This is a genomic window from uncultured Oscillibacter sp. (genome assembly GCF_900544955.1).
GTDB lineage: Bacteria > Bacillota > Clostridia > Oscillospirales > Oscillospiraceae > Oscillibacter.
On sequence record NZ_UQXD01000012.1, the window covers coordinates 1 to 21,191 of the forward strand.

General features: G+C 61.9%; 22 protein-coding genes. 14 read left to right on the plus strand and 8 right to left on the minus strand.

The window, feature by feature from the left end:
- The first annotated feature begins 88 nt into the window (after positions 1 to 88).
- The gene (locus QZS21_RS04415) at positions 89 to 913 is read left to right on the plus strand and encodes a VanW family protein (RefSeq protein WP_295580709.1); all 825 of its coding nucleotides are present in this window, start codon (positions 89 to 91) and stop codon (positions 911 to 913) included.
- A 38-nt stretch (positions 914 to 951) separates the two neighbouring features.
- Here the strand turns inward: QZS21_RS04415 and QZS21_RS04420 are convergent, their stop codons facing one another.
- The 4 genes from QZS21_RS04420 to QZS21_RS04435 form a co-directional block, all read right to left on the minus strand.
- Positions 952 to 2,328, minus strand: a complete 1,377-nt coding sequence (locus QZS21_RS04420; protein ID WP_295580711.1) for an MATE family efflux transporter — start codon at positions 2,326 to 2,328, stop codon at positions 952 to 954.
- A 156-nt stretch (positions 2,329 to 2,484) separates the two neighbouring features.
- Positions 2,485 to 3,327, minus strand: coding sequence for a MetQ/NlpA family ABC transporter substrate-binding protein (locus QZS21_RS04425; protein ID WP_295580713.1), 843 nt, complete (start codon positions 3,325 to 3,327; stop codon positions 2,485 to 2,487).
- A gap of 28 nt (positions 3,328 to 3,355) precedes the next feature.
- Positions 3,356 to 4,039, minus strand: coding sequence for a methionine ABC transporter permease (locus QZS21_RS04430; RefSeq protein ID WP_295580715.1), 684 nt, complete (start codon positions 4,037 to 4,039; stop codon positions 3,356 to 3,358).
- Entirely contained in the window at positions 4,032 to 5,036 is a 1,005-nt protein-coding gene (locus QZS21_RS04435) for a methionine ABC transporter ATP-binding protein (RefSeq protein WP_295580807.1), read from the minus strand. The genes QZS21_RS04430 and QZS21_RS04435 overlap by 8 nt, the downstream gene beginning before the upstream one ends.
- Before the next feature lie 537 nt (positions 5,037 to 5,573).
- Here QZS21_RS04435 and QZS21_RS04440 point away from each other — a divergent pair.
- Both QZS21_RS04440 and QZS21_RS04445 read left to right on the plus strand, forming a co-directional pair.
- Positions 5,574 to 6,422, plus strand: coding sequence for a DUF368 domain-containing protein (locus QZS21_RS04440; RefSeq protein ID WP_295580717.1), 849 nt, complete (start codon positions 5,574 to 5,576; stop codon positions 6,420 to 6,422).
- A 123-nt stretch (positions 6,423 to 6,545) separates the two neighbouring features.
- Positions 6,546 to 7,601, plus strand: a complete 1,056-nt coding sequence (locus QZS21_RS04445; protein ID WP_295580719.1) for a hypothetical protein — start codon at positions 6,546 to 6,548, stop codon at positions 7,599 to 7,601.
- 60 nt (positions 7,602 to 7,661) lie between these two features.
- Here the strand turns inward: QZS21_RS04445 and QZS21_RS04450 are convergent, their stop codons facing one another.
- The 4 genes from QZS21_RS04450 to QZS21_RS04465 form a co-directional block, all read right to left on the minus strand.
- Complete coding sequence (locus tag QZS21_RS04450) at positions 7,662 to 8,948, minus strand: methionine gamma-lyase family protein (protein WP_295580721.1); 1,287 nt, start codon at positions 8,946 to 8,948, stop codon at positions 7,662 to 7,664.
- 120 nt (positions 8,949 to 9,068) lie between these two features.
- Positions 9,069 to 9,968, minus strand: a complete 900-nt coding sequence (locus tag QZS21_RS04455) for an SH3 domain-containing C40 family peptidase (RefSeq protein WP_295580722.1) — start codon at positions 9,966 to 9,968, stop codon at positions 9,069 to 9,071.
- 45 nt (positions 9,969 to 10,013) lie between these two features.
- Entirely contained in the window at positions 10,014 to 10,322 is a 309-nt protein-coding gene (locus tag QZS21_RS04460; RefSeq protein ID WP_295580723.1) for a hypothetical protein, read from the minus strand.
- A 240-nt stretch (positions 10,323 to 10,562) separates the two neighbouring features.
- Complete coding sequence (locus QZS21_RS04465; protein WP_295580725.1) at positions 10,563 to 11,333, minus strand: IclR family transcriptional regulator; 771 nt, start codon at positions 11,331 to 11,333, stop codon at positions 10,563 to 10,565.
- Positions 11,334 to 11,718: 385 nt separating this feature from the next.
- On the opposite strand from QZS21_RS04465, the gene QZS21_RS04470 reads away from it, so the two are divergent.
- The 11 genes from QZS21_RS04470 (at position 11,719) to QZS21_RS04520 (ending at position 21,094) form a co-directional block, all read left to right on the plus strand.
- Positions 11,719 to 11,919, plus strand: coding sequence for a 4Fe-4S binding protein (locus QZS21_RS04470; protein WP_295580809.1), 201 nt, complete (start codon positions 11,719 to 11,721; stop codon positions 11,917 to 11,919).
- 44 nt (positions 11,920 to 11,963) lie between these two features.
- Positions 11,964 to 13,034 carry a 3-methyl-2-oxobutanoate dehydrogenase subunit VorB gene (gene vorB / locus QZS21_RS04475; RefSeq protein ID WP_295580727.1) on the plus strand — a complete coding sequence of 357 codons (1,071 nt, stop codon included), beginning with the start codon at positions 11,964 to 11,966 and terminating at the stop codon, positions 13,032 to 13,034.
- Positions 13,031 to 13,771 (plus strand): thiamine pyrophosphate-dependent enzyme, encoded by a 741-nt coding sequence (locus QZS21_RS04480; protein ID WP_295580729.1) that lies wholly within the window; start codon positions 13,031 to 13,033, stop codon positions 13,769 to 13,771. Before vorB ends, QZS21_RS04480 begins: the two co-directional genes overlap by 4 nt.
- A gap of 3 nt (positions 13,772 to 13,774) precedes the next feature.
- The gene (locus tag QZS21_RS04485) at positions 13,775 to 14,302 is read left to right on the plus strand and encodes a 2-oxoacid:acceptor oxidoreductase family protein (protein ID WP_295580731.1); all 528 of its coding nucleotides are present in this window, start codon (positions 13,775 to 13,777) and stop codon (positions 14,300 to 14,302) included.
- Between the two features lie 12 nt (positions 14,303 to 14,314).
- Positions 14,315 to 14,746: a hotdog domain-containing protein gene (locus QZS21_RS04490; protein ID WP_295580733.1), complete on the plus strand. Its 432-nt coding sequence runs from the start codon at positions 14,315 to 14,317 to the stop codon at positions 14,744 to 14,746.
- A 39-nt stretch (positions 14,747 to 14,785) separates the two neighbouring features.
- The gene (locus QZS21_RS04495; protein ID WP_295580736.1) at positions 14,786 to 16,051 is read left to right on the plus strand and encodes a DUF362 domain-containing protein; all 1,266 of its coding nucleotides are present in this window, start codon (positions 14,786 to 14,788) and stop codon (positions 16,049 to 16,051) included.
- 55 nt (positions 16,052 to 16,106) lie between these two features.
- Positions 16,107 to 17,159 carry a DctP family TRAP transporter solute-binding subunit gene (locus QZS21_RS04500; RefSeq protein ID WP_295580738.1) on the plus strand — a complete coding sequence of 351 codons (1,053 nt, stop codon included), beginning with the start codon at positions 16,107 to 16,109 and terminating at the stop codon, positions 17,157 to 17,159.
- Positions 17,160 to 17,250: 91 nt separating this feature from the next.
- Complete coding sequence (locus QZS21_RS04505; protein WP_295580740.1) at positions 17,251 to 17,811, plus strand: TRAP transporter small permease; 561 nt, start codon at positions 17,251 to 17,253, stop codon at positions 17,809 to 17,811.
- A complete protein-coding gene (locus QZS21_RS04510; RefSeq protein WP_295580742.1) occupies positions 17,808 to 19,088 on the plus strand; it encodes a TRAP transporter large permease in 1,281 nt (426 codons plus the stop codon). Before QZS21_RS04505 ends, QZS21_RS04510 begins: the two co-directional genes overlap by 4 nt.
- A gap of 227 nt (positions 19,089 to 19,315) precedes the next feature.
- Positions 19,316 to 20,398 (plus strand): iron-containing alcohol dehydrogenase family protein, encoded by a 1,083-nt coding sequence (locus QZS21_RS04515; protein WP_295580744.1) that lies wholly within the window; start codon positions 19,316 to 19,318, stop codon positions 20,396 to 20,398.
- A 36-nt stretch (positions 20,399 to 20,434) separates the two neighbouring features.
- On the plus strand, positions 20,435 to 21,094 hold the full coding sequence (locus tag QZS21_RS04520) for an RraA family protein (protein WP_295580746.1): 660 nt from the start codon (positions 20,435 to 20,437) through the stop codon (positions 21,092 to 21,094).
- Positions 21,095 to 21,191 lie beyond the last annotated feature (97 nt).

A 21,191-nucleotide genomic window follows, 5' to 3' on the forward strand; every position in this document is an offset into this window, starting at 1 on the left:
CCGCTTCTTGGTGTAACGATTTGTTTCGGATTTGAGAGGAATGCTCCGCCGTTTTCTGCTAGGGTACTGCACAAAGGGGGAATGCCGTATGGGGAAGAGCGATTCGGCGCCGCAGCCGCCGCTTCACCGCAGCTGGCTGCGCCTGCGCCTGGGAAAGGCCTACTACGCTGGGAGGCGCTACCTGCTCTGGTGCTCCCCCCGATTCCGCTGGGCGAAGGAGCGCAGGGAGGAGCGCCTCCCGGAGGTCCAAACCGCCCATGCGACACCTTTGCTCCGCCATTTACAGGGGGACGAGATGGAGTGGCAGCGGAACAAGGTGGTGAATCTGCGGCTGGCCGTGGCCCGGCTGGACGGCGTGGTGCTCCGTCCCGGGGAGACCTTCAGCTACTGGAAGCTGATCGGCAGGCCCAGCCGCCGGAAGGGATACCGGGAGGGGATGGTGCTCTTCCTGGGCCGCATCGGCGGCGACGTGGGGGGTGGCCTGTGCCAGCTGTCCAACCTAATCTTCTGGATGACTTTGCACACGCCGCTGACGGTGGTGGAGCGCTATCGCCACTCCCATGACGTCTTTCCCGACGCCGGGCGGACCCAGCCCTTCGGCAGCGGTGCCACCTGCGCCTACCCCCACCGGGATTTGATGATCCGCAACGATACGGACCAGACGTTTCAGCTCTGTCTGAAAGTGGGAGAGACCCATCTGGAGGGGAGCTGGCGGGCTGTCCGGCCGCCCCAGCGGACCTATGAGATTTTGGAGCGGGACGCCCGCATCGACCAGGCGGCCTGGGGCGGCTACATTCGCCACAACGCCCTCTACCGGCGGGTGCGGGCGCTGTCCGGAAAGGTGGTGGAGGAGACTCTCCTCTTCACCAACGACGCCATTATGATGTATAGCCCTCTTCTGCCGGAGGCATGAGAGAAGCCCGGTGCGCCAAAACGGTGCACCGGGCTTGCTCATTGTACCTCACTGAGGCGGCCCCGGACCCGCCGGAAGGCCCAGAGGTAGCAGAGCATGTGGGCCAGGAAGGTGAGGCCCCAGGAGATGGGGTAGGACCAGTAGACCGTCTGCACGGTGTGGAAGGCCGGCAGCTGGAAGACGGTGGCGACCACCAGCAGCCGCAGCCCGCAGGCGCCGATCAGCGTCACCAGCATGGGCAGGACGGAGTAGCCGATGCCCCGGAGGGAGCCCACCGTGACGTCCATCAGCCCGCAGAGGGCATAGGTGGTGCAGACGATGAGGAGGCGGTCCATACCCGCAGAGATGACCTGAGGGCTGTCGGAGTAGATGCCCAGGAGCTGGGGGCCCAGGAGGGCCACCAGGCCGCCCAGGGCCGTTCCCACTGCCAGCACGCATAGTTGGGCCCGGTGGAGAATCTGGGGGATGCGCTGGAGATTGCCCGCCCCCAGGTTCTGGCTGGTGAAGGAGATGTTGGCCTGATAGAAGGCGTTGAGGGAGACGTAGACGAAGGCCTCGATGTTGGCGGCGGCCGCGTTGCCCGCCACCACGGTTTTGCCGAAGGAGTTGATGGTGGACTGAATCACCACGTTGGACAGGGCGAACAGCACCCCCTGGAGCCCGGCGGGCAGGCCGGTCTGGAGGATCTGTTTCAAACGGGCGGGCCAGACGTGCAGCTGGCGGAGCTCCAGGCGGATGCCGCCGGTCTCCCGCATCATGCACAGCACCACCAGCGCCGCGGAGATGCACTGGGAGATCACCGTGGCCAGGGCCACGCCTGCCACGCTGAGGTGGCAGACGATGACAAAGAAGAGGTTCAGGATCACGTTGACCACGCCGGCGGCAAACAGGAAGTACAGCGGCCGCCGGGTGTCCCCTCCGGCCCGCAGCAGGGCGGCGCCGAAGTTGTAGAGCATGGTGGCGGGCATGCCGATGAAGTAGATGCGCAGGTACAGGGCCGCCAGATCCAGCACCTCCGGCGGGGACTGCATCCACACCAGAATGGTCCGGGCCCCCAGGGCCCCCGCCGCCGCCAGGAACAGGCCGCTGAGCAGGCTCACCAGCATGGCGGTGTGGACGGTTTGGTGCAGGTTCTCCCGGTCCTCCGCGCCGTAAAACCGGGCGGCCAGGATGTTGGCGCCCACGGACAGGCCGATGAACAGGTTGGTCAGCAGGGAGATGATGGCGGCGTTGGACCCCACCGCCGCCAGGGCGTTGTCCCCGGCAAAGCGCCCCACCACGATGATGTCCGCCGCGTTGAACAGCAGCTGCAAGACGCTGGAACACATCAGCGGAAGGGCGAATTGCAGCAGCTTTGGCAGAATGGCCCCGCTGCACATGTCGATCTCATAGGTTTTTCCCCGGTTTTGCGCCATGACGGCAAGCCCCCCATTGGACTTGTATTTGCCTGCGTCCCCGCAGACAGCCCCCTTATTTTAACGCAGTCTTTACGGAAAAGCCAGCGTTTTCTACATCTTTCGCCAAAAGGACCCGGGGAGCAGACGCTCCCCGGGTCTTCGGGAATGGGACGCTCAGAAGGCGGGGATCACGGCGCCGTCGAAGGTCTCCTCAATATAGGTGCGGATGGTGTCGGAGTGCAGGGCCGCCACCAGGGCCTGGATGGCGGGCTCGTTCTCGCTGCCCTCCTTCACCACCAGGATGTTGACGTAGGGGGAGTCGGAGGACTCAATGGCCAGGGAGTCCTCCACGGGGTTCAGGTCGCTTTGCAGCGCGTAGTTGGAGTTCACCACGGCGATGTCCACCTCGGAGAGGACAGTGGGGACCATGGCGGCCTCCAGCTCGGTGAAGGTCAGGTTCTTGGGGTTCTCCGCGATGTCATTGGGGGTGGCCTCCAGGCCCGCGCCCTCCCGGAGCTTGATGAGCCCCTGGGCCTCCAGCAGCAGCAGCGCCCGGGCCTCGTTGGTCACGTCGTTGGGGACGGCCACGGAGGCGCCGTCGGCCAGGTCCGCCAGAGAGGCGGTCTTGCCGGCGTAGATGGCCATGGGCTCGATGTGGACGCCGGCGACGCTGACCAGGTGGGTGTTGTTCTCAACGTTGAAATTGTCCAGGTAAGGGACGTGCTGGAAGTAGTTGGCGTCCTCGTCCCCCTCCTCCACGGCGGTGTTGGGGATCACGTAGTCGCCGTACTCGTTGACGTGCAGCTCAATGCCCTGCTCGGCCAGAATGGGGATGCACTGCTCCAGAATCTGGGCATGGGGGGTGGGAGAGGCGGCCACATTCAAAACCACGGTCTCGGCGGTGGGGGCGGCGGGGTCGCCGGTCTGGGCGGGGGTCTCCTCTTTCTTTCCGCCGCAGGCGGCCAGGGACAGGCACAGGACAGACGCCAGTGCCAGAGTCAGCAGCTTCTTTTTCATCGTTCTTTCCTCCATTGCGTTTTTGGTTTTATTTCAAGCGTTTGTCAATGTGGTTCGACACCCGGCTGAAAACGTATTGAATGACCTGGACCAGGACGATCAGGAAGATCACCGTCACCAGCATCATCGAGGGCACCTTCCGCTGGTAGCCGTACCGGATGGCCAGGTCGCCCAGGCCCCCGGCGCCCACGGCGCCGGCGATGGCGGTGTAGGCCAGGATGGTGACGATGGAGATGGCGGCGCCCAGGACCAGGGAGGGCTTTGCCTCCGGCAGGTAGACCTTCCAGACGATCTGGAGGGGAGAGGCGCCCATGGACTGGGCCGCCTCCACCACGCCGGCGTCCACTTCCGCCAGGGAGGTCTCCACCATCCGGGCGATGAAGGGAGCGGCGGAGACCACCAGGGGCACGATGGCGCCCTTGACGCCGATTTTGGTGCCCACGATCAGCTTGGTGAAGTCCATGATGGCGATCATCAGGATGATGAAGGGGAGGGAGCGGCCGATGTTGATGATCCAGCCCAGGATGCGGTTGACGAGCCGGTTGGGCCGGATGCCGTGGGGCTGGGTCAGGATCAGGGCCACGCCCATGGGCAGGCCCAGCAGGTAGGCGAACACGGTGGAGACCACCACCATCACCAGGGTGTCCCAGGTGCCCTCCAGCAGCAGGACGCCGTACTGGCTCCAGAAGTCCGCGGTAAATATCTCAAGCATGGTATTCCACCTCCTCGGCAGCCACGTCCGGCTGGGAACGGATATAGGCCAGGGCCTTGGCGGCCTCGGCGGGGTCGTCCGGCAGGCCCAGCAGCATGGTGCCGAAGGCCTTGCCGTCGATGTTGCGGGTGTCCGCCCCCAGGATGTTCACCTTCACGCCGCAGTCGATGGCCAGGGAGGCGATGAGGGGCTGATAGGCGGTGCCGCCGTTGAAGGCCACCCGGACGGCCCGGGTGCCGGCGGGGTACTGCTGGACGCTGGCGCCGCCGGGATAGACCAGGCGCCGGGCGGCGTCGGTGGTGGGGTGGGAGAAGATGTCCTCTACGGACCCCTGCTCCGCCACCACGCCCCCGTCCAGAATCGCCACCTGGGAGCAGATCTCCTCGATGACGCTCATCTGGTGGGTGATGACCACCACCGTCACCCCCAGCTTCTGGTTCAGCTCTTTCAGCAGCTCCAGAATGGAGGCGGTGGTGGTGGGGTCCAGGGCGGAGGTGGCCTCGTCGCACAGCAGCACCTTGGGATCGGTGGCCAGGGCCCGGGCGATGGCCACCCGCTGCTTCTGGCCGCCGGAGAGCTGGGCGGGGTAGGACCCGGCCTTGTCCCCCAGGCCCACCAGGTCCAGCAGCTCCGCGGCCCGGCGGCGGGCCTGGGCGGCGGGGACGCCGGAGAGCTCCATGGGAAAACAGACGTTTTTCAGGCAGGTCCGCTGCATCAGCAGGTTGAAGCTCTGGAAGATCATGGTGATGCTGCGCCGGGCCAGGCGCAGCTCCTTTTCCGAGAGGGCCGTCATGTCCCGCCCGTCCACCACCACCTTGCCGGAGGTGGGCCGCTCCAGCAGGTTCATGCAGCGGACCAGGGTGCTCTTTCCGGCGCCGGACAGGCCGATGATGCCGAAGATTTCGCCCTGGCGGATGTCCAGGCTGATGTCCTCCAGGGCGCGGACGGCGGAGCCGCCGCTGCCGAAGGTCTTGGTCAGATGCTGGATCTGAATAATGGGTGCTTCCACGATATCAAAACTCCTTTTCGGGTTTTTGGGGAAAGAAAAAAGCCCTTGAAGCCGTCAGCCTCAAGGACGAGCGCACTGCTGCGCCGTGGTACCACCTTGGTTCGCACGCCTTCTCACGAAGACGGCCTTTGAGAGTGCCATCACACTCCTGCGCTGTGACGTGCGCACACGTCGCGGCCTATGCCCTGGCAGTCGGCCGCGCAACTCCGAGACCATGTTCTCCAGGCCCTTCCGCGCCCCTTTCCACCTGCCGGGGCTCTCTGTGGCGTATCTGCCTGGGTACTCTTCTCTTCATCGTCTTTTCAATTCGATTGTTGTGTTGTAGTTTACACGGTATCAGCGGCCTTGTCAACAGGAAAAAGCGCCGGATGGCGATAAAAATGGGGCGGGAAATTTATCTGATTTCCACAAAAATGAGGAAAAAGGGAAGAAACCTCCATTTTTTTCGGCCTTCAAGGCGGTATTGGATTGCAAGCCGGGGGCAAAACTGCTATCATATTTTGAAACAGAACGGGAGGGAACGGCATGGGAAGACCCGGAAAGCGGGAGACGGTCATACGGTGGCTGCGGGATTTGCTCTGCGGCGTGTTCATCGGCGCGGGCGCCATTTTACCGGGGGTCTCCGGCGGCGTGTTGGCGGTGGCCTTTGATATCTACCGCCCCCTCATGGAGGTGCTGACCCATCCCCGGAGCGCCGTTCCCAAGTACTGGACCCGGTTTCCGCCCCTGGCTGTGGGATGGTGCCTGGGCTTTCTGGGTTTTGCCAAGGGCATCGCGGCCTGCATGGACCGGTCCGCCACCGTCACCGTCTGGCTCTTCATCGGGCTGATTGTGGGCACCGTGCCCTCCCTCTTCCGGGAGGCGGGGCGGGAGGGGCGCTCCGCCGCCGCCTGGGTCAGCATGGCGGTCTGCGCCCTGGCCATGTTCGGCGGCCTCTTCTACGTGAGCCACATCGCCGATGTGACAGTGGAGCCCAGCTTCTGGTGGTACAATTTCTGCGGCGTCCTCTTCGGCATGAGCGTGGTCATCCCCGGGATGACCTCCTCCTCGGTGATGATGGCCCTGGGACTGTATCAGCCCATGCTGGAGGGGCTGGCCCGGCTGGATTTGCTGGTGCTGTCCGCCTGTCTGCCGGGATTGGTGCTGACGGTGCTGCTGCTGGCCCGGCTGGTGACCTGGTTCTTCCGCCGCCACTACGCCGTGGCCTTCCACGGCATCCTGGGCATCGTGCTGGCCTCCACGCTGGTGATCGTCCCCCTGTCCTACGGCGGCCCGGGGGAGATCGCCCTCTCCGCCCTGTGCTGCGCGGGAGGTTTCGGTCTGGCCTTTTTCATGGCCCGGCTGGACCGGCGCATTCAGGAGGACGCGGCATAGGCATCCGGAAACCCGCCGGACGGCGCACGGCTCCCAGCCGTGCGCCGTCCGTTTTGGCCCTTGTGCGCCGCCGGCCCCTATGGTACAATTTTGGTATCAAAAGTGAGAGACGGGGGTGGGCTTGTGAAATGGCGTGGGCTGTTTCTGGCCGTGCTGCTGGTGGGGATGCTCTCCGCCTGCGGCGGCCGGAAGGCGCCGGAGCGCTCCGGCGCCGTGGTGGAGGCGGAACTGGGGGAGACGCTGACCGCCTTCGTCCTGCGGACGGAGAGAGAGGACGTTGGGATTCTCCTGACGGAGGAGACTGAGGTGTGGTCGTGGGTGGACGCGCTCCCGGGCGAGGCGTTCTTGGCGCAGGCGCCTTTGGGAACGGTGGTCATGGTGGAGTGCGGGGAGGAGCAGACCGCCTATACCGACCGGGACGGGCGGCAGCTCGCCGCCTACCCCGCCCAGCGGATTTATGTGCAGGAGGCCCGGACGGGGGAGACCGCGCCGCTGCCGGACGGCCGGGAGGCGGTGTGCTGGGACATCGGCGGCGATTCCGCCTACCGTTTGGAGGACGGCACGGAGCTGCTGCGGGTCCGGCGGCCCAGCGGGCCAGGGAATGTCTACGTGGGCGGCATTGAGAGCTTCGACGATCTCAGCGAGGCGGCCAAGCCCCGGGTGCTGTCCTTTTACGAGGAGCAGGGGCTGCTGTACGACACCCAGGCCATCTTGGAAAAGGCGTACCGGGACTACCGGTCCCGCGGTGCGGACCAGGCGTTTGACGGCTATACCGTGGGGCAGGAGATCGCCCCCACGGCCTCCAGCGGGCGCGTGATGTACTTTCTGACCTCCGTCACGCTGCCCATCGACGGCGCTCATGCGCAGGAACTCCGTCTGGGGGCCGCCTTTGACCGGGAGACAGGGGAGGCGCTGCCCGCATGGGATCTGTTCGCCTGTTCCCGGGAGGAGGTCCTGCAAACCCTCCTGGACCGGGCGGATATCACAAATCCGGTCCTGCGCGGGGAGATGGAGGCGGCCTTCCGGCCGGAGTCCCTGGTCTTCTTTCCCGAGAACCTGGAGGTGTCCTTCCCCCAGGGCGCCCTGCCCAGCGAGGAATATGCCTACATGCTGGGTCTGGACTACGATGATCTGGACGGCGTTCTCTATGACTGGGCGGTTCCCTCCGGCAGGGAGTGAGCGCCGTTTTCAAGTAAGCACCCCCGGCACTGCAAGGCAGCGCCGGGGGTGCTTGTTTCTTTATGCGGGCAGGGCGGCCAGGCCCGCCTCCACCAGCTTTTGCAGGCTCATGAGAATGCCCAGCTTGGCGTGGTACCAGGTTAGCCCTCCCTGGAAGTAGACGGCGTAGGGGGGACGGATAGGGCCGTCGGCGGAGAGCTCGATGGAGCTGCCCTGGACGAAGGCCCCCGCCGCCATGATGACGTCGGAATCGTAGCCGGGCATGGCCCAGGGCTCCGGCGTCACGTAGCTGTCCACCGGCGCGGCGGCCTGGATGCCCCGGCAGAAGGCCATCATGGCCTCCCGGCTGCCCAGGGTCACCGCCTGGATGATGTCGTGGCGGGGCTCGGCGGCGCCGGGCACACAGGAAAAGCCCAGCCGCTCGTAGATGTTGGCGGCAAAGATGGCGCCTTTCAGCGCCCCGGAGACCACGGTGGGGGAGAGGAAGAGGCCCTGGTAGAAGGCGGGCATCAGCCCCAGGTTGGCGCCCACCTCCTGGCCCAGGCCCGGGGCGGAGAGCCGGTAGGCGCACCGCTCCACGCAGGCCTTGGTGCCGCAGATGTAGCCGCCGATGGGGGCCAGGCCGCCGCCGGGGTTTTTGATGAGGCTGCCCACCACCATGTCCGCCCCCAGGTCTGAGGGCTCCAGCATCTCCACAAACTCGCCGTAGCAGTTGTCCACCATCACCTTCACGTCCGGCTTCACGGACTTGCAGAAGGCGATGAGCTGGCCGATCTGGGCTACGGAGAAGGAGGGGCGGGTGGCGTAGCCCTTGGAGCGCTGGATGGTGATAAGCTTGGTCCGCTGGTTGATGGCGGCCTGGATGGCGTCGTAGTCAAAGCCGCCGGAGGGGGTCAGGTCCGCCTGGGCGTAGGTGACGCCGTACTCCTTCAAGGAGCACTTGCTCTCCCGGATGCCAATGACCTCCTCCAGGGTGTCGTAGGGGGCGCCCACGGGGGAGAACAGCTCGTCCCCCGGCAGCAGGTTGGCGGACAGGGCCACGGTCAGCGCGTGGGTGCCGCAGGTGATCTGGGGCCGGACCAGGGCGGCCTCCGTGTGGAACACGTCGGCGTAGACCCGCTCCAGGTTGTCCCGCCCGGCGTCGTCATAGCCGTAGCCGGTGGTGGCGGCGAAATGGGTGGCGTTCACCCGGTTTTTCTGCATGGCGGCCACCACTTTTCCCTGGTTGTACTCCGCCGTGCGGTCGATGCCGTCAAACCGCTCCCGCAGGTCCGTCAGCACCTGCTCGCCAAACCGGTAGACAGCCGGACTGATGCCCAGCTGCTGATACATTTCTTCGATTTCCATGATCAAACCTCGTTTTTTCTCATCTTCAGACTGAAATTTCATTATAGCAGGGCGGCGGCCGGAAGGCAAGCACAGAAAAGGCGGCGTACACTTGGTGTACGCCGCCTTCCGGGTTCATGCTCAGACGTGGATGCCGCCCACGAAATAGGTGTTGTAGTAGCCGCTGGTCAAATCGCTGATGATGACGCCGTTGCTGCGGGAAGAGGAGGAGTGGATGAACTGCCCGCCGCCTATGTAGATGCCGGCGTGGGAGCAGGCCTTTCCGGCATTGCGGCTGGGATCGTTGAAGAACACCAGGTCGCCGGGCTGGAGGGCGCCGATGCTCCACACCTTCGTGCCCACGCCGCTCTGCCACTGGCCTGTGGCGGTGTGGGGCAGGGAGTAGCCGAACTGCTGGTAGACGTACATGGTGAAGCCGGAGCAGTCAAAGCCGCTGGGGGAGGCGCCGCCGTAGACATAGCGGGTGCCCAGATGCCGCCGGGCGGTGTCCACAATGCTGTTGCCGGAGACGGAGGAATCGGAGCTGGTCAAATCCAGGAAGTCGCTGCGGATGTACCCGGAGGTGCCGTATGTACAGGTGACGGCGTACCAGCCGTCCTCAAAGGCGGTGACGGTGACGGTGTCCCCCTCGTTCAGGGAGGCCAGCACGCCGGCGCCGGTGGAGGCGGTGGCGCGGACGTTCACGCCGTTGCTGTTGACGCGGCCGTAGGATTCGAAGATGTTGTCCTGATCGATGACCAAATATTCGGCGGAGACAAAGCCGGTCTTGCCGTCATAGCTGATTTCATACCAGCCGTCAAAGGAGTCATCCAGCACGGCAACAGCCACGCTTTTGTCCAGGGTTGCGACAACGGAGGAGGAAGTGGAGGCCTCTGCGCGCAGTCTCAGGGAAGAGCCGGTGGTGGCGCCCACGGCGATGGCCATATCCTCTTCGGCGGCCAGGGCGGAGACAGCCAGCAGCACGGTGGCGGCGGCGGTCAGGAACAGAGTCCGCGCCGCCTTTCCTGCAAAGTGTGTCATGGGTGTTACGCTTCCTTTCGTCTGATCTTTTGTGGGGGGGAGCGCTTACTTTTCCTTACCGGCCAAAGCCCGCTCCAGCCAGATGGCGGCGATATCCATGGCGGCGTAAAGGCTGTCCTTTTCACTTTTCTTCACAACGCGGTCCCGGGACTTCAGATCCGGGTCCGTCAGCTGCAGCTGGACGGAGACCTTGGTGGCGACGTTGAGATCCTGGTCCTTCTTGCTGTCCAGAACCTGCATCATGATGATATATTTCTCGGCCATCGTCCCGTAGTAAATCAGGTTGTCAACCCGACGGAGAGGGTGGCCCTTATAGATGAGGCCCTCCGCTTTCGCGGACTTGCTTTCTGCCATAGAAACACTCCTTTGAAATAATTGTAACCGAATTGTAACAGAATTTATCCGTTTTGTCAATAAAGGGCCGGACGATTTTGGCGGAAATTTTTGAGGGTGGGGGGACATGCGGGAGTTTGGTGGAGTCCTTGGGAGAAAAAGAATGCCATACGGCGGAAAAAAGGAACACGGCGCCCAAACCAGCGGTTTGGGCGCCGTGTTCCTTTATGGATGGGGGCGGAAATAAGCTGTGTGCTTGCCTCAGGGAAGCAGGGTCAGGCGCCGGATGGTGTCCGCAATCATGTCCCGGTAATAGGTGAGATTGTTTTGCAGGTCCCTGGAGGAGGAGATGCTGACGGAGGCATAGATTTCACCCGCGGCGGAGAAGACCGGCAGGGCGATGCAGTAGACGTCCGGGTGATACTCACCGCGGTCCATGGCGTAGCCGTTCAGCCGGATGGTGTTCAACTCCTCCAGCAGCATCTCGGGGGAGGTGATGGTTGCGTCCGTGCACTTGATATAGGTAAGGCGTGCGGCGATTTCACGCTGTTCATGCAAGGGCAGGTATGCCAGCAGGCATTTTCCGCCGGCGGCGGTGTAAATGAATTCGGATTCTCCGACGCCCTCCTCCACATTGGCAATCGGGAGATTGTTCTCAATGCGGTAGAGATTTACGATTTTGGAGTGGTCCAGGTCGCTCAGAATATAGAAGTTGACATTTTCGGAGGTCTTTTTTGCCAGTGCCTCCAGGGGCTGACGGACCATGCTCAGCAGGGATTCCGCCTTTGTCATATGGTACACAATGGAGAAAAACGCCATTCCAAGGCGATACCGGCGGGTTTCGCGGCTGTATTCAATATAGTTGAAAATCTGCATAGTTTTCAAAATGCGGTGGATTTTTGCAGGGTCCATCTGCAGGGCCGCCGCAATATCCTTTACGCGGCACCAGCCCTTTCCGGCCAGATAGTTGATGATTTCAATGGCGCTGTAGACGGACTGGTTGACTGAGCTCTTAGAAAGGTGATCCATCATAATGACCCCTCCGAAAACTTTAATTATTGAAATTATTATAGAAAGTATTTGGCTGGCCGTCAAGGGATGGGGAGGAGATTCTTTCTCCTCATTCCCGTTTTGACCGGCCTAAAGCGGGCCGCTGCCGTCTGCCGGACAAGACCAAATTTGTGAAAAATGTAAAAGCCCTTCGTCGAAATGGAAAAAAAGCAGGTGGTACAAGTGAAAAAAGAGACAAAACATTTTTCTGTAAGTTTAAATATTAAATTATAAATATCTAAAAATACAAATATTAAATACTTTGCGCTTAATAATTGAATTATATACGCGGTAGTGATAAAATAATTAAAAATAAAAGACCGGAAAAAGAATCGAGGAGAGGGAGGTGTTCAGAGTGAACCGGGTAGTGATTCATCAGGAGTGGTGCAAGGAATGCGGGTATTGTGTCCATTTTTGCCCGCAGAAGGTCGTGCTGCGGAAGAGCGGGGAGGTCAACAAAAAGGGATACTGCTATATCGTTGCAGACCGGATGGAGCAGTGCATTGCCTGCGGAATTTGCGCGTTGGTGTGTCCCGAGATGGCGATTTCCGTGGAAAAGGACGCCTGATGCGGGGAAGGGAAAAACGACGATCAGGAAAAGGAGAAACTCGTGTGAAAGCAGATGTTTTGATGCAGGGCAACAGCGCCATTGCGGAGAGCGCGATCCGGGCGGGCTGCAAGTACTATTTCGGATATCCGATTACGCCGTCCTCGGAAATTGCAGAGTATTTTGCGCGGCGTGCCTGCCCGGGTGGCGTCACGTATGTCCAGGCCGAGACAGAGACGGCGGCATTCAATATGGTGGCAGGCGTCTCCGCCGCCGGCGGCGTGGGAATGACGGCCACATCCGGGCCGGGCTTTTGCCTGGGTGTGGAGGCCCTTTCCTTCATGTCCAGCGCCCAGCTGCCGGGGGTGGTGGTGGACTGCATGCGCCCCGGCCCCGGAGACGGAGAGATTCTCGCCGCGCAGGGGGATTACTTTCAGCTGACAAAGGGCGGCGGGCATGGAGACTACCGCTTGATTGTGCTGGCTCCATACTCCGTGCAGGAGCTGGCGGACTACACGGTGGAGGCGTTCCATCTGGCGCGGAAGTATCGGAATCCGGTGGTGCTGGCCAGTGACGGGGCACTTTCCAAGCTCTATGAGAACACGGTGCTGCCGGAACCGTGCCCGGAGGAGGACGACGAACTGGACTGGGTGCTGACCGGCGCGAAAGGCCGGGAGGCCCGGACCATCGTCACCTGCGGATATGGCCCGGAGCAGTGGGAGCGGCATTGCCTGGAGCTGCAGCGGAAGTTTTCTGAAATGCAGGCGGCGGAGCAGCGCTGGGAGAGCAGCTGGACAGAGGATGCGGAAGTGATTGTGGTGGCCTACGGCAGTGTGGCCCGGGTGGCGGCGGATATGGTCAAGCAGGCCCGGGCCGCGGGCAGACGGGTTGGCATGATCCGCCCCATTACGCTGTGGCCGTTTCCGGAGAAGGCGTTTGCACCGGTGGCGGATCGGGCTTTTTTCGTGGTGGAGCTCAGCGCGGGGCAGATGGTGGAGGATGTCCGGCTGAATGCCGCAAAGAAGGAGAACGTCGCCTTCTACGGCAGGCTGGGCGGAAACATGCCCACTGCCGACGAGCTGTACGCCGCGCTCTGCCGGGCATTTTTTCCAGGTGAGGAGGAAGAGGAAGCATGATGGTCTATCAAACCCCGGCGTCGATCACGGGGACGTATATGACGACCTGCGGCGGCTGCGGACACGGCCTGGTCACCAAGCTGGTGGCGGAGCTGATTGACGAGCTGGAACTGCGGGAATCCATGATTATGGTTTTGCCGATTGGCTGTGCCACCAATGCATGGGAGTATTACAGAGTGGACGCTTTCTGTGCGCTTCACGGTCGCGCACCGGCGGTGGCGACGGGGATCAAGCGGACCCGGCCTGACAACATTGTGGTTTCCTACCAGGGGGACGGGGACTTGGTTTCGGAGGGGCTGTCTGAGATCATGCACGCGGCCATCCGCGGAGAAAAAATCACCGTGATTTTCATGAACAATGCCATTTTCGGCATGACCGGAGGCCAAATGGCGCCGACAACCCTTCTCCGGCAGGTCACCACCACCTCCCCCCACGGAAAGAGCGAGGTGTCGGACGGGTATCCGGTGAAAATGGCCGAGCTGCTGGCGGGGCTTCCGGGCTGTTATTACAGTGAGCGGGTGGCGCTCCATTCGGTGGCCAATATCCGGCAGGCAAAGCGGGCGATCCGGCGGGCGCTGCAATATCAAATGGAGGGACGGGGCCTCTCCTTTGTGGAGGTGCTGTCGCCGTGTCCCACCGGCTGGCGTGTCACGCCGGTGCAGGCGCTGGAGTGGATCGGCAGCAGCATGGTGGAGACCTATCCGCTGGGGGTCTACAAAGAACCGGAGGTGACGTGAGGCATGGAGAAAAAGTTGATCCTGTCCGGCATTGGCGGACAGGGAATCGTGATGATGGGGCAGTACCTGGGCTATGCGGCGATGAAGCTCGGGCGGAAGGTGACCCTTGCTCCCGCCTACGGCCAGGAGAAGAGGGGCAGCTATGTGCACTGTCAGCTGATTCTGGGGGAGGAACTGGCGGCCCCCTCCATTTCCAAAGCGGATGTGGTCTTTGCAATGGACGATGACTCCGTCCGCCTCTATGAACCCTGCGTGAAGAGCGGCGGCACACTGCTGGTCAATGCGGACGCCGTGTCGTGTTTGCCCGGAAGAGGGGATATCGCCACGGTGAAGCTGCCGCTGGCCTCCCTGGCGCTGGAGGCGGGGAATCTGAAGACGGCGAATATGGTGGGCCTGGGGGCCCTGGTCCGGTGCAGCGGCACGGTGCCCTTCGAGATTGTGCAGGAGGTCCTGCGCGAGCGGATGAAGCCGGCGCTGCTGGCGGAAAACCTGAGGGCGCTGGAGCTGGGCTATCAATTTGAACAGACATAAGGAGGGGAATGTATGCTGGGAGAAAAAGTGATGCTGCGGGTCCGGATGAGCGGGAAGGATGTCCACTATGCCGGCAACCTGGTGAACGGCGCCCGGATGCTGGACTACTTCGGAGATGTTGCAACGGAGCTGGCCATTCGCCTGGACGGGGACGAGGCGCTGTTCCGCACCTATGAGCACGTGGATTTTCTGGCGCCTGTCCACGGCGGCGATTACATCGAGTATGTGGGATGGCTGGAGGCCGTTGGAAGAACTTCGCACCGGGTGGTGCTGGAGGCGTACAAGGTCATCGAGTCCATGGAGAATGAGGCGTCCGAATCTGCGGCAAGAGTGCTGGACCCGCCGGTGCTGATTGGCCGTGCGGAGGGCGTCTGTGTCACGCCCAAGGAGTGCCAGCGGGGCGGACAGTCTCCGGCCTTTGTGGGACTGCGGGGCAACGCGTAAATGACACCGGGCAATCCGGCGGGGAGGAGGGAAGAGACGATGAATCCGATGTTTCCGGAGCTCTTTTGCGTGGAGCAGGCGTTCTGCCGGGACCATGTGGCGGATGTGCGGACGGAGCTCTGGGAGAGAATGGAGCGGCTGGGAGTGGAAATCCGGCCCGGGGCGGAGATTGCGGTTGCGGTGGGCAGCCGCGGCATTGCCAATATTCCCCTGGTGGTCAGGACGGTGGTGGAATGGGTCCGGAGCAAAGGCGGACAGCCGTTTCTTATTCCAGCTATGGGCAGCCACGGCAATGGGATCGCGGCGGAGCAGCAGAAGATCCTGGAGGGGCTGGGGGTGACGGAGGCCTACACCGGTGCCCCGATCCGGGCGTCCATGGAGGTGGTGGAGCTGCCGGGCGACGGCCTGCAAAATCGGGTGTACATGGATAAAAACGCCTTTGATGCCGAAGGAACCATTGTCATCAACCGCATCAAGAGCCACCCGGATTTTACGGCGGAGACAGAGAGCGGCCTGATGAAAATGTGCACCATCGGTCTGGGAAAGCACAGGCAGGCGCTGGAAATCCACCGGTGTGAGATTGACGTGCTTCAAAAGACCATTGTGCAGACGGCGCGTCAGGTCATCCGGCACGGCAATCTGCTCATGGGCATCGGCCTGGTGGAAAATGCATATCACCAGACCATGGAAATCCAGGCGCTGCGCCCGGCGGAATTTGAGGAGGCGGAGATCCAGATGCTGCGGCGCTACAAGGCCGTCAGCCCCAAGTTTCCGGTGGAGCAGTTCGACATCCTGATGGTGGATGAGGTGGGAAAGGAGATCAGCGGCTCCGGAATGGAGACGAAGATCGTGGGCCGGCTCCGCAGCGGCGCGGAGGAGCCGAAGACGCCCCGCATCCGCTACATCATTGCGGCGGACCTCACGGAGGCGTCCCACGGCAATGCCTGCGGGCTGGGGCTGGTGGATTTCACCACCAAAAAGCTCTTTGATAAAATCGATATCGACGCCACCAATGAGAATATTGTCACCTGCCGCTGCATTGAGCAGGGACGGATGCCGCTGATTGCGCGGGACGACCGGCAGGCGCTGGAATTTGCGCTGCGGGCGCTGGGGAATCTTCCGCCGGAGGGGCCCCGGATTGTGCGGATCAAAAACACGCTGCGGATGGACCGGATTTTTATGACACGCAATCTCTTGGAAGCGGCGGCGAAAAACCCCAATGTGTCCAGAATTGGAACGGACGCAGTCCCGCTCTTCCGCGGGGAGGACCGGGAGCTGGTTCCCTTTGAGGCGCTGGAGCAATAGAGGAGAGAACCTTGCAATACCAGGACGTGCAATCAAACATATGGAGGAGAAGAATATGAAGGCTTACAGAAAAGTGCTGTCTCTTGCGATCGTGTTTGCACTGGTGCTTGGACTTGCCGCCTGTGGCGGTTCGCCGGGCGGAGAGGCCGGCCCCGCCGGCGACGGCGGTTCCGGCGGCGCGGGGGAGAGCATTACGCTGCTCTGTGCCAATGCCGCGGCGCCCGACCAGGCGGTGACCGTGGCGCTGGAGCATTTTGTGGAAGTGGTCAAGGAGCGGACCGGCGGCGCGGTGGTCATTGACTTGCAGAGCAACGGTGCGCTGGGCTCGGAGGAGGAGACCATCGAGTCCGGCATGATGGGGACCATCGACCTCGTTGTGGTGGGCAGCGCCGCCGCCGGCGGCACGATTCCCGAGTATTGCGTCTGTGACTTCCCCTTTGCATTTGAGACGCCGGAGGACGCCTATGCGTTTTACGACGGGGAGATCGGCCGGATGCTGTTTGAAAAAGCGGCGGAGGTCGGGCTGATCGGTCTGGCTTATGCGGAAAACGGCTTCCGCAACATGACCAATAACGTCCGCGAAATCCATACGCCCGAGGACATGAAGGGCCTGAAGATGCGCACGCAGAGCGCCCAGATTTACATGGATATGATGAACGCCCTGGGGGCGTCCGCAACGCCGATTCCATACGGCGAGCTGTATACGGCTTTGCAGCAAAAGACGGTTGACGGACAGGAAAACCCCATCGGAAACATCTATTCCGCCAGATTGTACGAGGTGCAGAAGTATATCACCCTGGACCGCCACACCTATGACTCGAACATCATCTTCCTGAGCGAAGCGAGCCTGGACAAGCTGAGCGACGAGCAGGTGGAGATCATCAAAACGGCGGCATACGAGTGCGCCGTGGAGAGCCGCGAGATCAACAACGCCAACGAGGCGATGTGGATGGAGGAGATGGAGAAAGCGGGCGTGGTGATCACCTCCCTCACCTCGGAGGAGCACGCGCTCTTTGTTGAGGCGACCAAGGACGTCTACAAGGACTTCATTGACGTCGCGGGAGAGGACTTTGTAAATGCCTATCTGGAGGCCATCGGCAGAAAGTGACGGTTGAACGCCGGGAACGTCTCCCGAAATACAGGGAGACGTTCCCGGGAAACCGGCCTTTCATCTCATCAAAGAAGAACAGGGGGCGGCTATGTCAAAGGAAGAACATAAAAAACAGGGCGGGAACGCCATGCTCCGGCTCCGCGGCATGTGGGAGAATCTGGAGATGAACATCGGCGTGGCGGCTGTGAGCGTGGTCGTTGTCATCGCCTTTATACAGGTGGTTGCCCGCTATGTGGTGGGCCAGTCTTTACAGTGGGCGGAGGAAATCTGCAAGTTCGGTATCATCTGGATGACCTTCGGCGGCGCGGCGTATGCGTTTCGGATGGGGGCCAACATCGGCGTCTCCTTCCTGGTGGACCGTCTGCCCAGGAAGGCGGCCAGGGTTTTGGCCGTGGTGGTTCAAATCGTGCTGATCGCCTGCTTTGTCCTTTTGTTTGTGGTGGGCGCGGAGCGCATGGCGGATCAAATTGTGAAGCACCAGGTATCCACAGCGGCCCGGCTTCCCATGTGGATTCCCTGGCTCTCGGTTCCGTTCGGTTCCGCGTTGACCGTCGCCCGGCTGGTGGAACAGCTGCCGGCGCTGCTCAGGGGGCCGAAGGCAAAGACGGCGGAGTGCATCGCAGAGGAGAGAGGGGAGGAATCGGAGTGACCGTTACATACCTGTTGTTCGGCGGGCTGGTGTTGTTTTTGCTGGTGGGCTTTCCCATTGCAATTGCCATTTTCCTGTCCACGCTGGCCGCGTTTGTCTACTGCGGCGTCCCTCTGGCACAGATGGTGCAGCGGATGTTTGCGTCGGTGAATTCCTTCACCATTCTGGCGATCCCCTTCTTTATGCTGGCGGGGTCGCTGATGGAGACCGGGGGAATGTCCAAACGGCTGGTCCGGTTTGCCCATTCCCTGGTCTGCTGGCTCTCCGGCGGCCTGGCTCATGTGCAGGTGCTGGCGTCGGCGTTCTTTGCGGCCCTGTCCGGGTCCGCGCCGGCGACGACGGCGGCCATGGGCGGCATCCTGATCCCGGAGATGAAGAAGAAGGGGTATCCGCCGGAGTTTGCGGCGGCGGTGCAGTCTGTGGCCGGCACGGTGGGCCCCATCATTCCGCCCTCCATCCCCATGGTGATCTACGGCGTCTTTGCCGGTGAGTCCATCGGCGCCCTGTTTGCGGCGGGAATTCTCCCCGGAATCATTTACTGCATCGGCTTTTCCATCCTGATCTACTTTATGGCGAAGAAAAACCACTACGGTACAACGGAAACGTTTTGCCCGGGGAATGTCTGGGTCACTTTTAAGGACGCGATTTGGGCGCTGCTGGTGCCGATCATCATTTTGGGAGGCATTTACTCCGGCATCTTTACGCCTACAGAGGCCGGAGCCGTGGCGGCGGTCTACGGACTGGCGGCGGGAATCTTCATCTATCATGAGCTGGATTTCAAAAATCTGAAGAAGTGCCTGGCCAGCGCGGCGATGAACACGGCGATGGTTATGCTGATCTTTGCCTCCTCCTCCGCGTTTTCCTGGCTGATGACCAGCCAGGGGGTTGCCAAGCTGGTGGGGAACTGGTTTGCCTCCGTCTCCTCGTCGCCCACGGTGTTTTTGCTGCTGGTGATTGTGCTGCTGATGTTTATGGGCTGCTTTATGGAGACGATTGCCTGCATTCTGCTGGTGTGCCCGGTGCTGCTTCCGGTGGCTACCGCCCTGGGAATTGACCTGGTGCATTTCGGAATCATTGTGACCATGACGCTGTGCATCGGCATGGCGACGCCGCCTGTGGGCGAGTGCCTGTACATTGCGGCGGGGATTGCCGGCGTGAAGTTTGAGTCGCTGCTGAAGCATGTATGGCCGTTCATCGTCTCAGCGGTGGCGGTGATTCTGCTGGTGACGCTGGTTCCCGAGATCGCGCTGCTGATTCCCGGGCTTCTGTATGGCTGACCGGCACTGGCTGCCGCATTGGAGAAGTGGAGCAGATGTAGATGCCGACAAAGCCGCAGCCCGGTGCAGGAAACGGCGGACAAAGGCGGAGGAGAACACTTTCAGGAAGTTGTGATTTGGAAAAACGGAATTTCCGAGTAGCCGGATGGGACGGGACGTCCCGTCAGGAAGATGCGAGAGAGGAACATTGCGGCCCAATGGGGGTATTTTGAAAGGAGCGTCGATCCATGTCTGATTACATGTTCCAGTATCTGCCCTGCTATACGGTGGGGGCCGATGCATATGAGAGAGTTCCGGAGGTCTGCGGCAGATTTGGGAGAAAAGCAGTTGCCGTGGGCGGCCACAGGGCGCTGGTGGCTGCCCGGCCCTACCTGGAGAAGGTGCTGAAGGGCACGGAGATAGAGATCATCGAATACCTGTGGTACGGCGGGGAGGCCTCCCTGGAAAATGCGCAGATGGTGGCGCAGTCCGAGAGCTATCGGAACGCGGACATGCTGTTTGCCGTCGGCGGCGGAAAGGCGCTGGATACCTGTAAGTACGCGGCCAGGTTCCTCGGCCCCAAGCCGGTTTTCGCCTTCCCCACCATTGCGGCAACCTGCGCGGCCTCCTCGGCCGAGGCGATTATGTACTATCCCACCGGCGAGATCCGGGACACGCTGCAGCTGGGCAGGCCGGTGGAGCATATTTTCATCAACACGGAGATCATCGCAAAGGCGCCGGACCTGTATCTCTGGGCGGGGATCGGCGATACCATGGCGAAGCATTTCGAGACGGAGCTGGCGTCCAGGGGAAAGCCCCTCTCCTACAAGCAGGCGCTGGGGGTGGAGGCGGGCACCATGTGCTATAAGCCCCTGGTCCAGTACGGGGCGCAGGCCATCGAGGACTGCAAAAACAACGTGACGTCCGAGGCCTTTGAGAAAATTGTGCTGACCAATGTCATTACCACGGGGATGGTCTCCGGTCTGGTGGGAGTTACGCTGAATACGGGGATTGCGCACTGCGTGTGCTATGGGCTGACCTTCATCCCCCGCATCGAGAAAAACCACCTCCACGGCGAGCTGGTCTCCTACGGCGTGCTGGTGCAGCTGTTCGCGGATGGAAAGGACGAGATGGTGGAGGAGCTCTATCCCCTCTATCAGGCAATTCATCTGCCGACGAAAATGGCGGATATTGAAGTCCGCCAGGAGGATTTGGAGACGATCATCCAGCAGACGCTGCAGGTGGGGGATATCTCCTGCGTCCCGTACGAGGTGACGGGAGAGATGATTTTGAACGCCATGCAGAAGCTGGAGGCCTACCGGCCATGCTGAGAGGCGCGGGCAGCCTGCGGAAAGGAAGGACATGCCATGACGGAAGCGGAGCTCTTTGAGAAAATGAAGCGGGAACTGTATACCGGGCTGATTTGCGATGTGATGGATACGCTGGGATACCGGAATCAGGCGCTGAGCTGTACCATCCGGCCGCTGGAGGCGGATAACTGTAAACTTGCCGGGCGGGCCAAGACGATTCTTGCGGTGGACGTCTATGCGGTTGAGGAAAACCCCTATGAGATGGAGATTCGATCCATTGATTCCATTCGGCCGGGGGAGGTTCCCGTCGTATGCACCAACAGCAGCCCGAACAACGGCGTGTGGGGCGGGCTGCTGTCCACCGCCACGAAAATGCGCGGCGGAACGGGGGCGGTTGTGGACGGCCTGATGCGGGACACGGAGGAGATCCGAGCGCTGGGCTTTCCTGTGTTCTGCTCCGGCTACAAGCCCCTGGACTCAAACGGCCGGGGCAAGGTGATCGCCATGGACTGCCCCGTGGTGGTGGGCGGCGTCCGGGTGGAGCCGGGAGACGTCGTGTTTGCGGATTTTGACGGGGTGGTGATCATTCCCGCCGCCATTTTCGACCAGGTAGTGGAGCGCTCGTTTGAAAAGCGGGAGCGGGAGAGCCATACGAAGCGGGAGCTTCTGGAGGGGAAACTGCTGGCGGAGGTATACGCGAAGTACGGCGTCCTGTGAGTGGACGGCTTGGCCGCCGGGAGAATGCCGGATCGAAATCGGGAGGGAGCTCCCCGCCGTTTTTGCGGCGGGGAGCTCCCTCCCTGCCAAAAGGGGC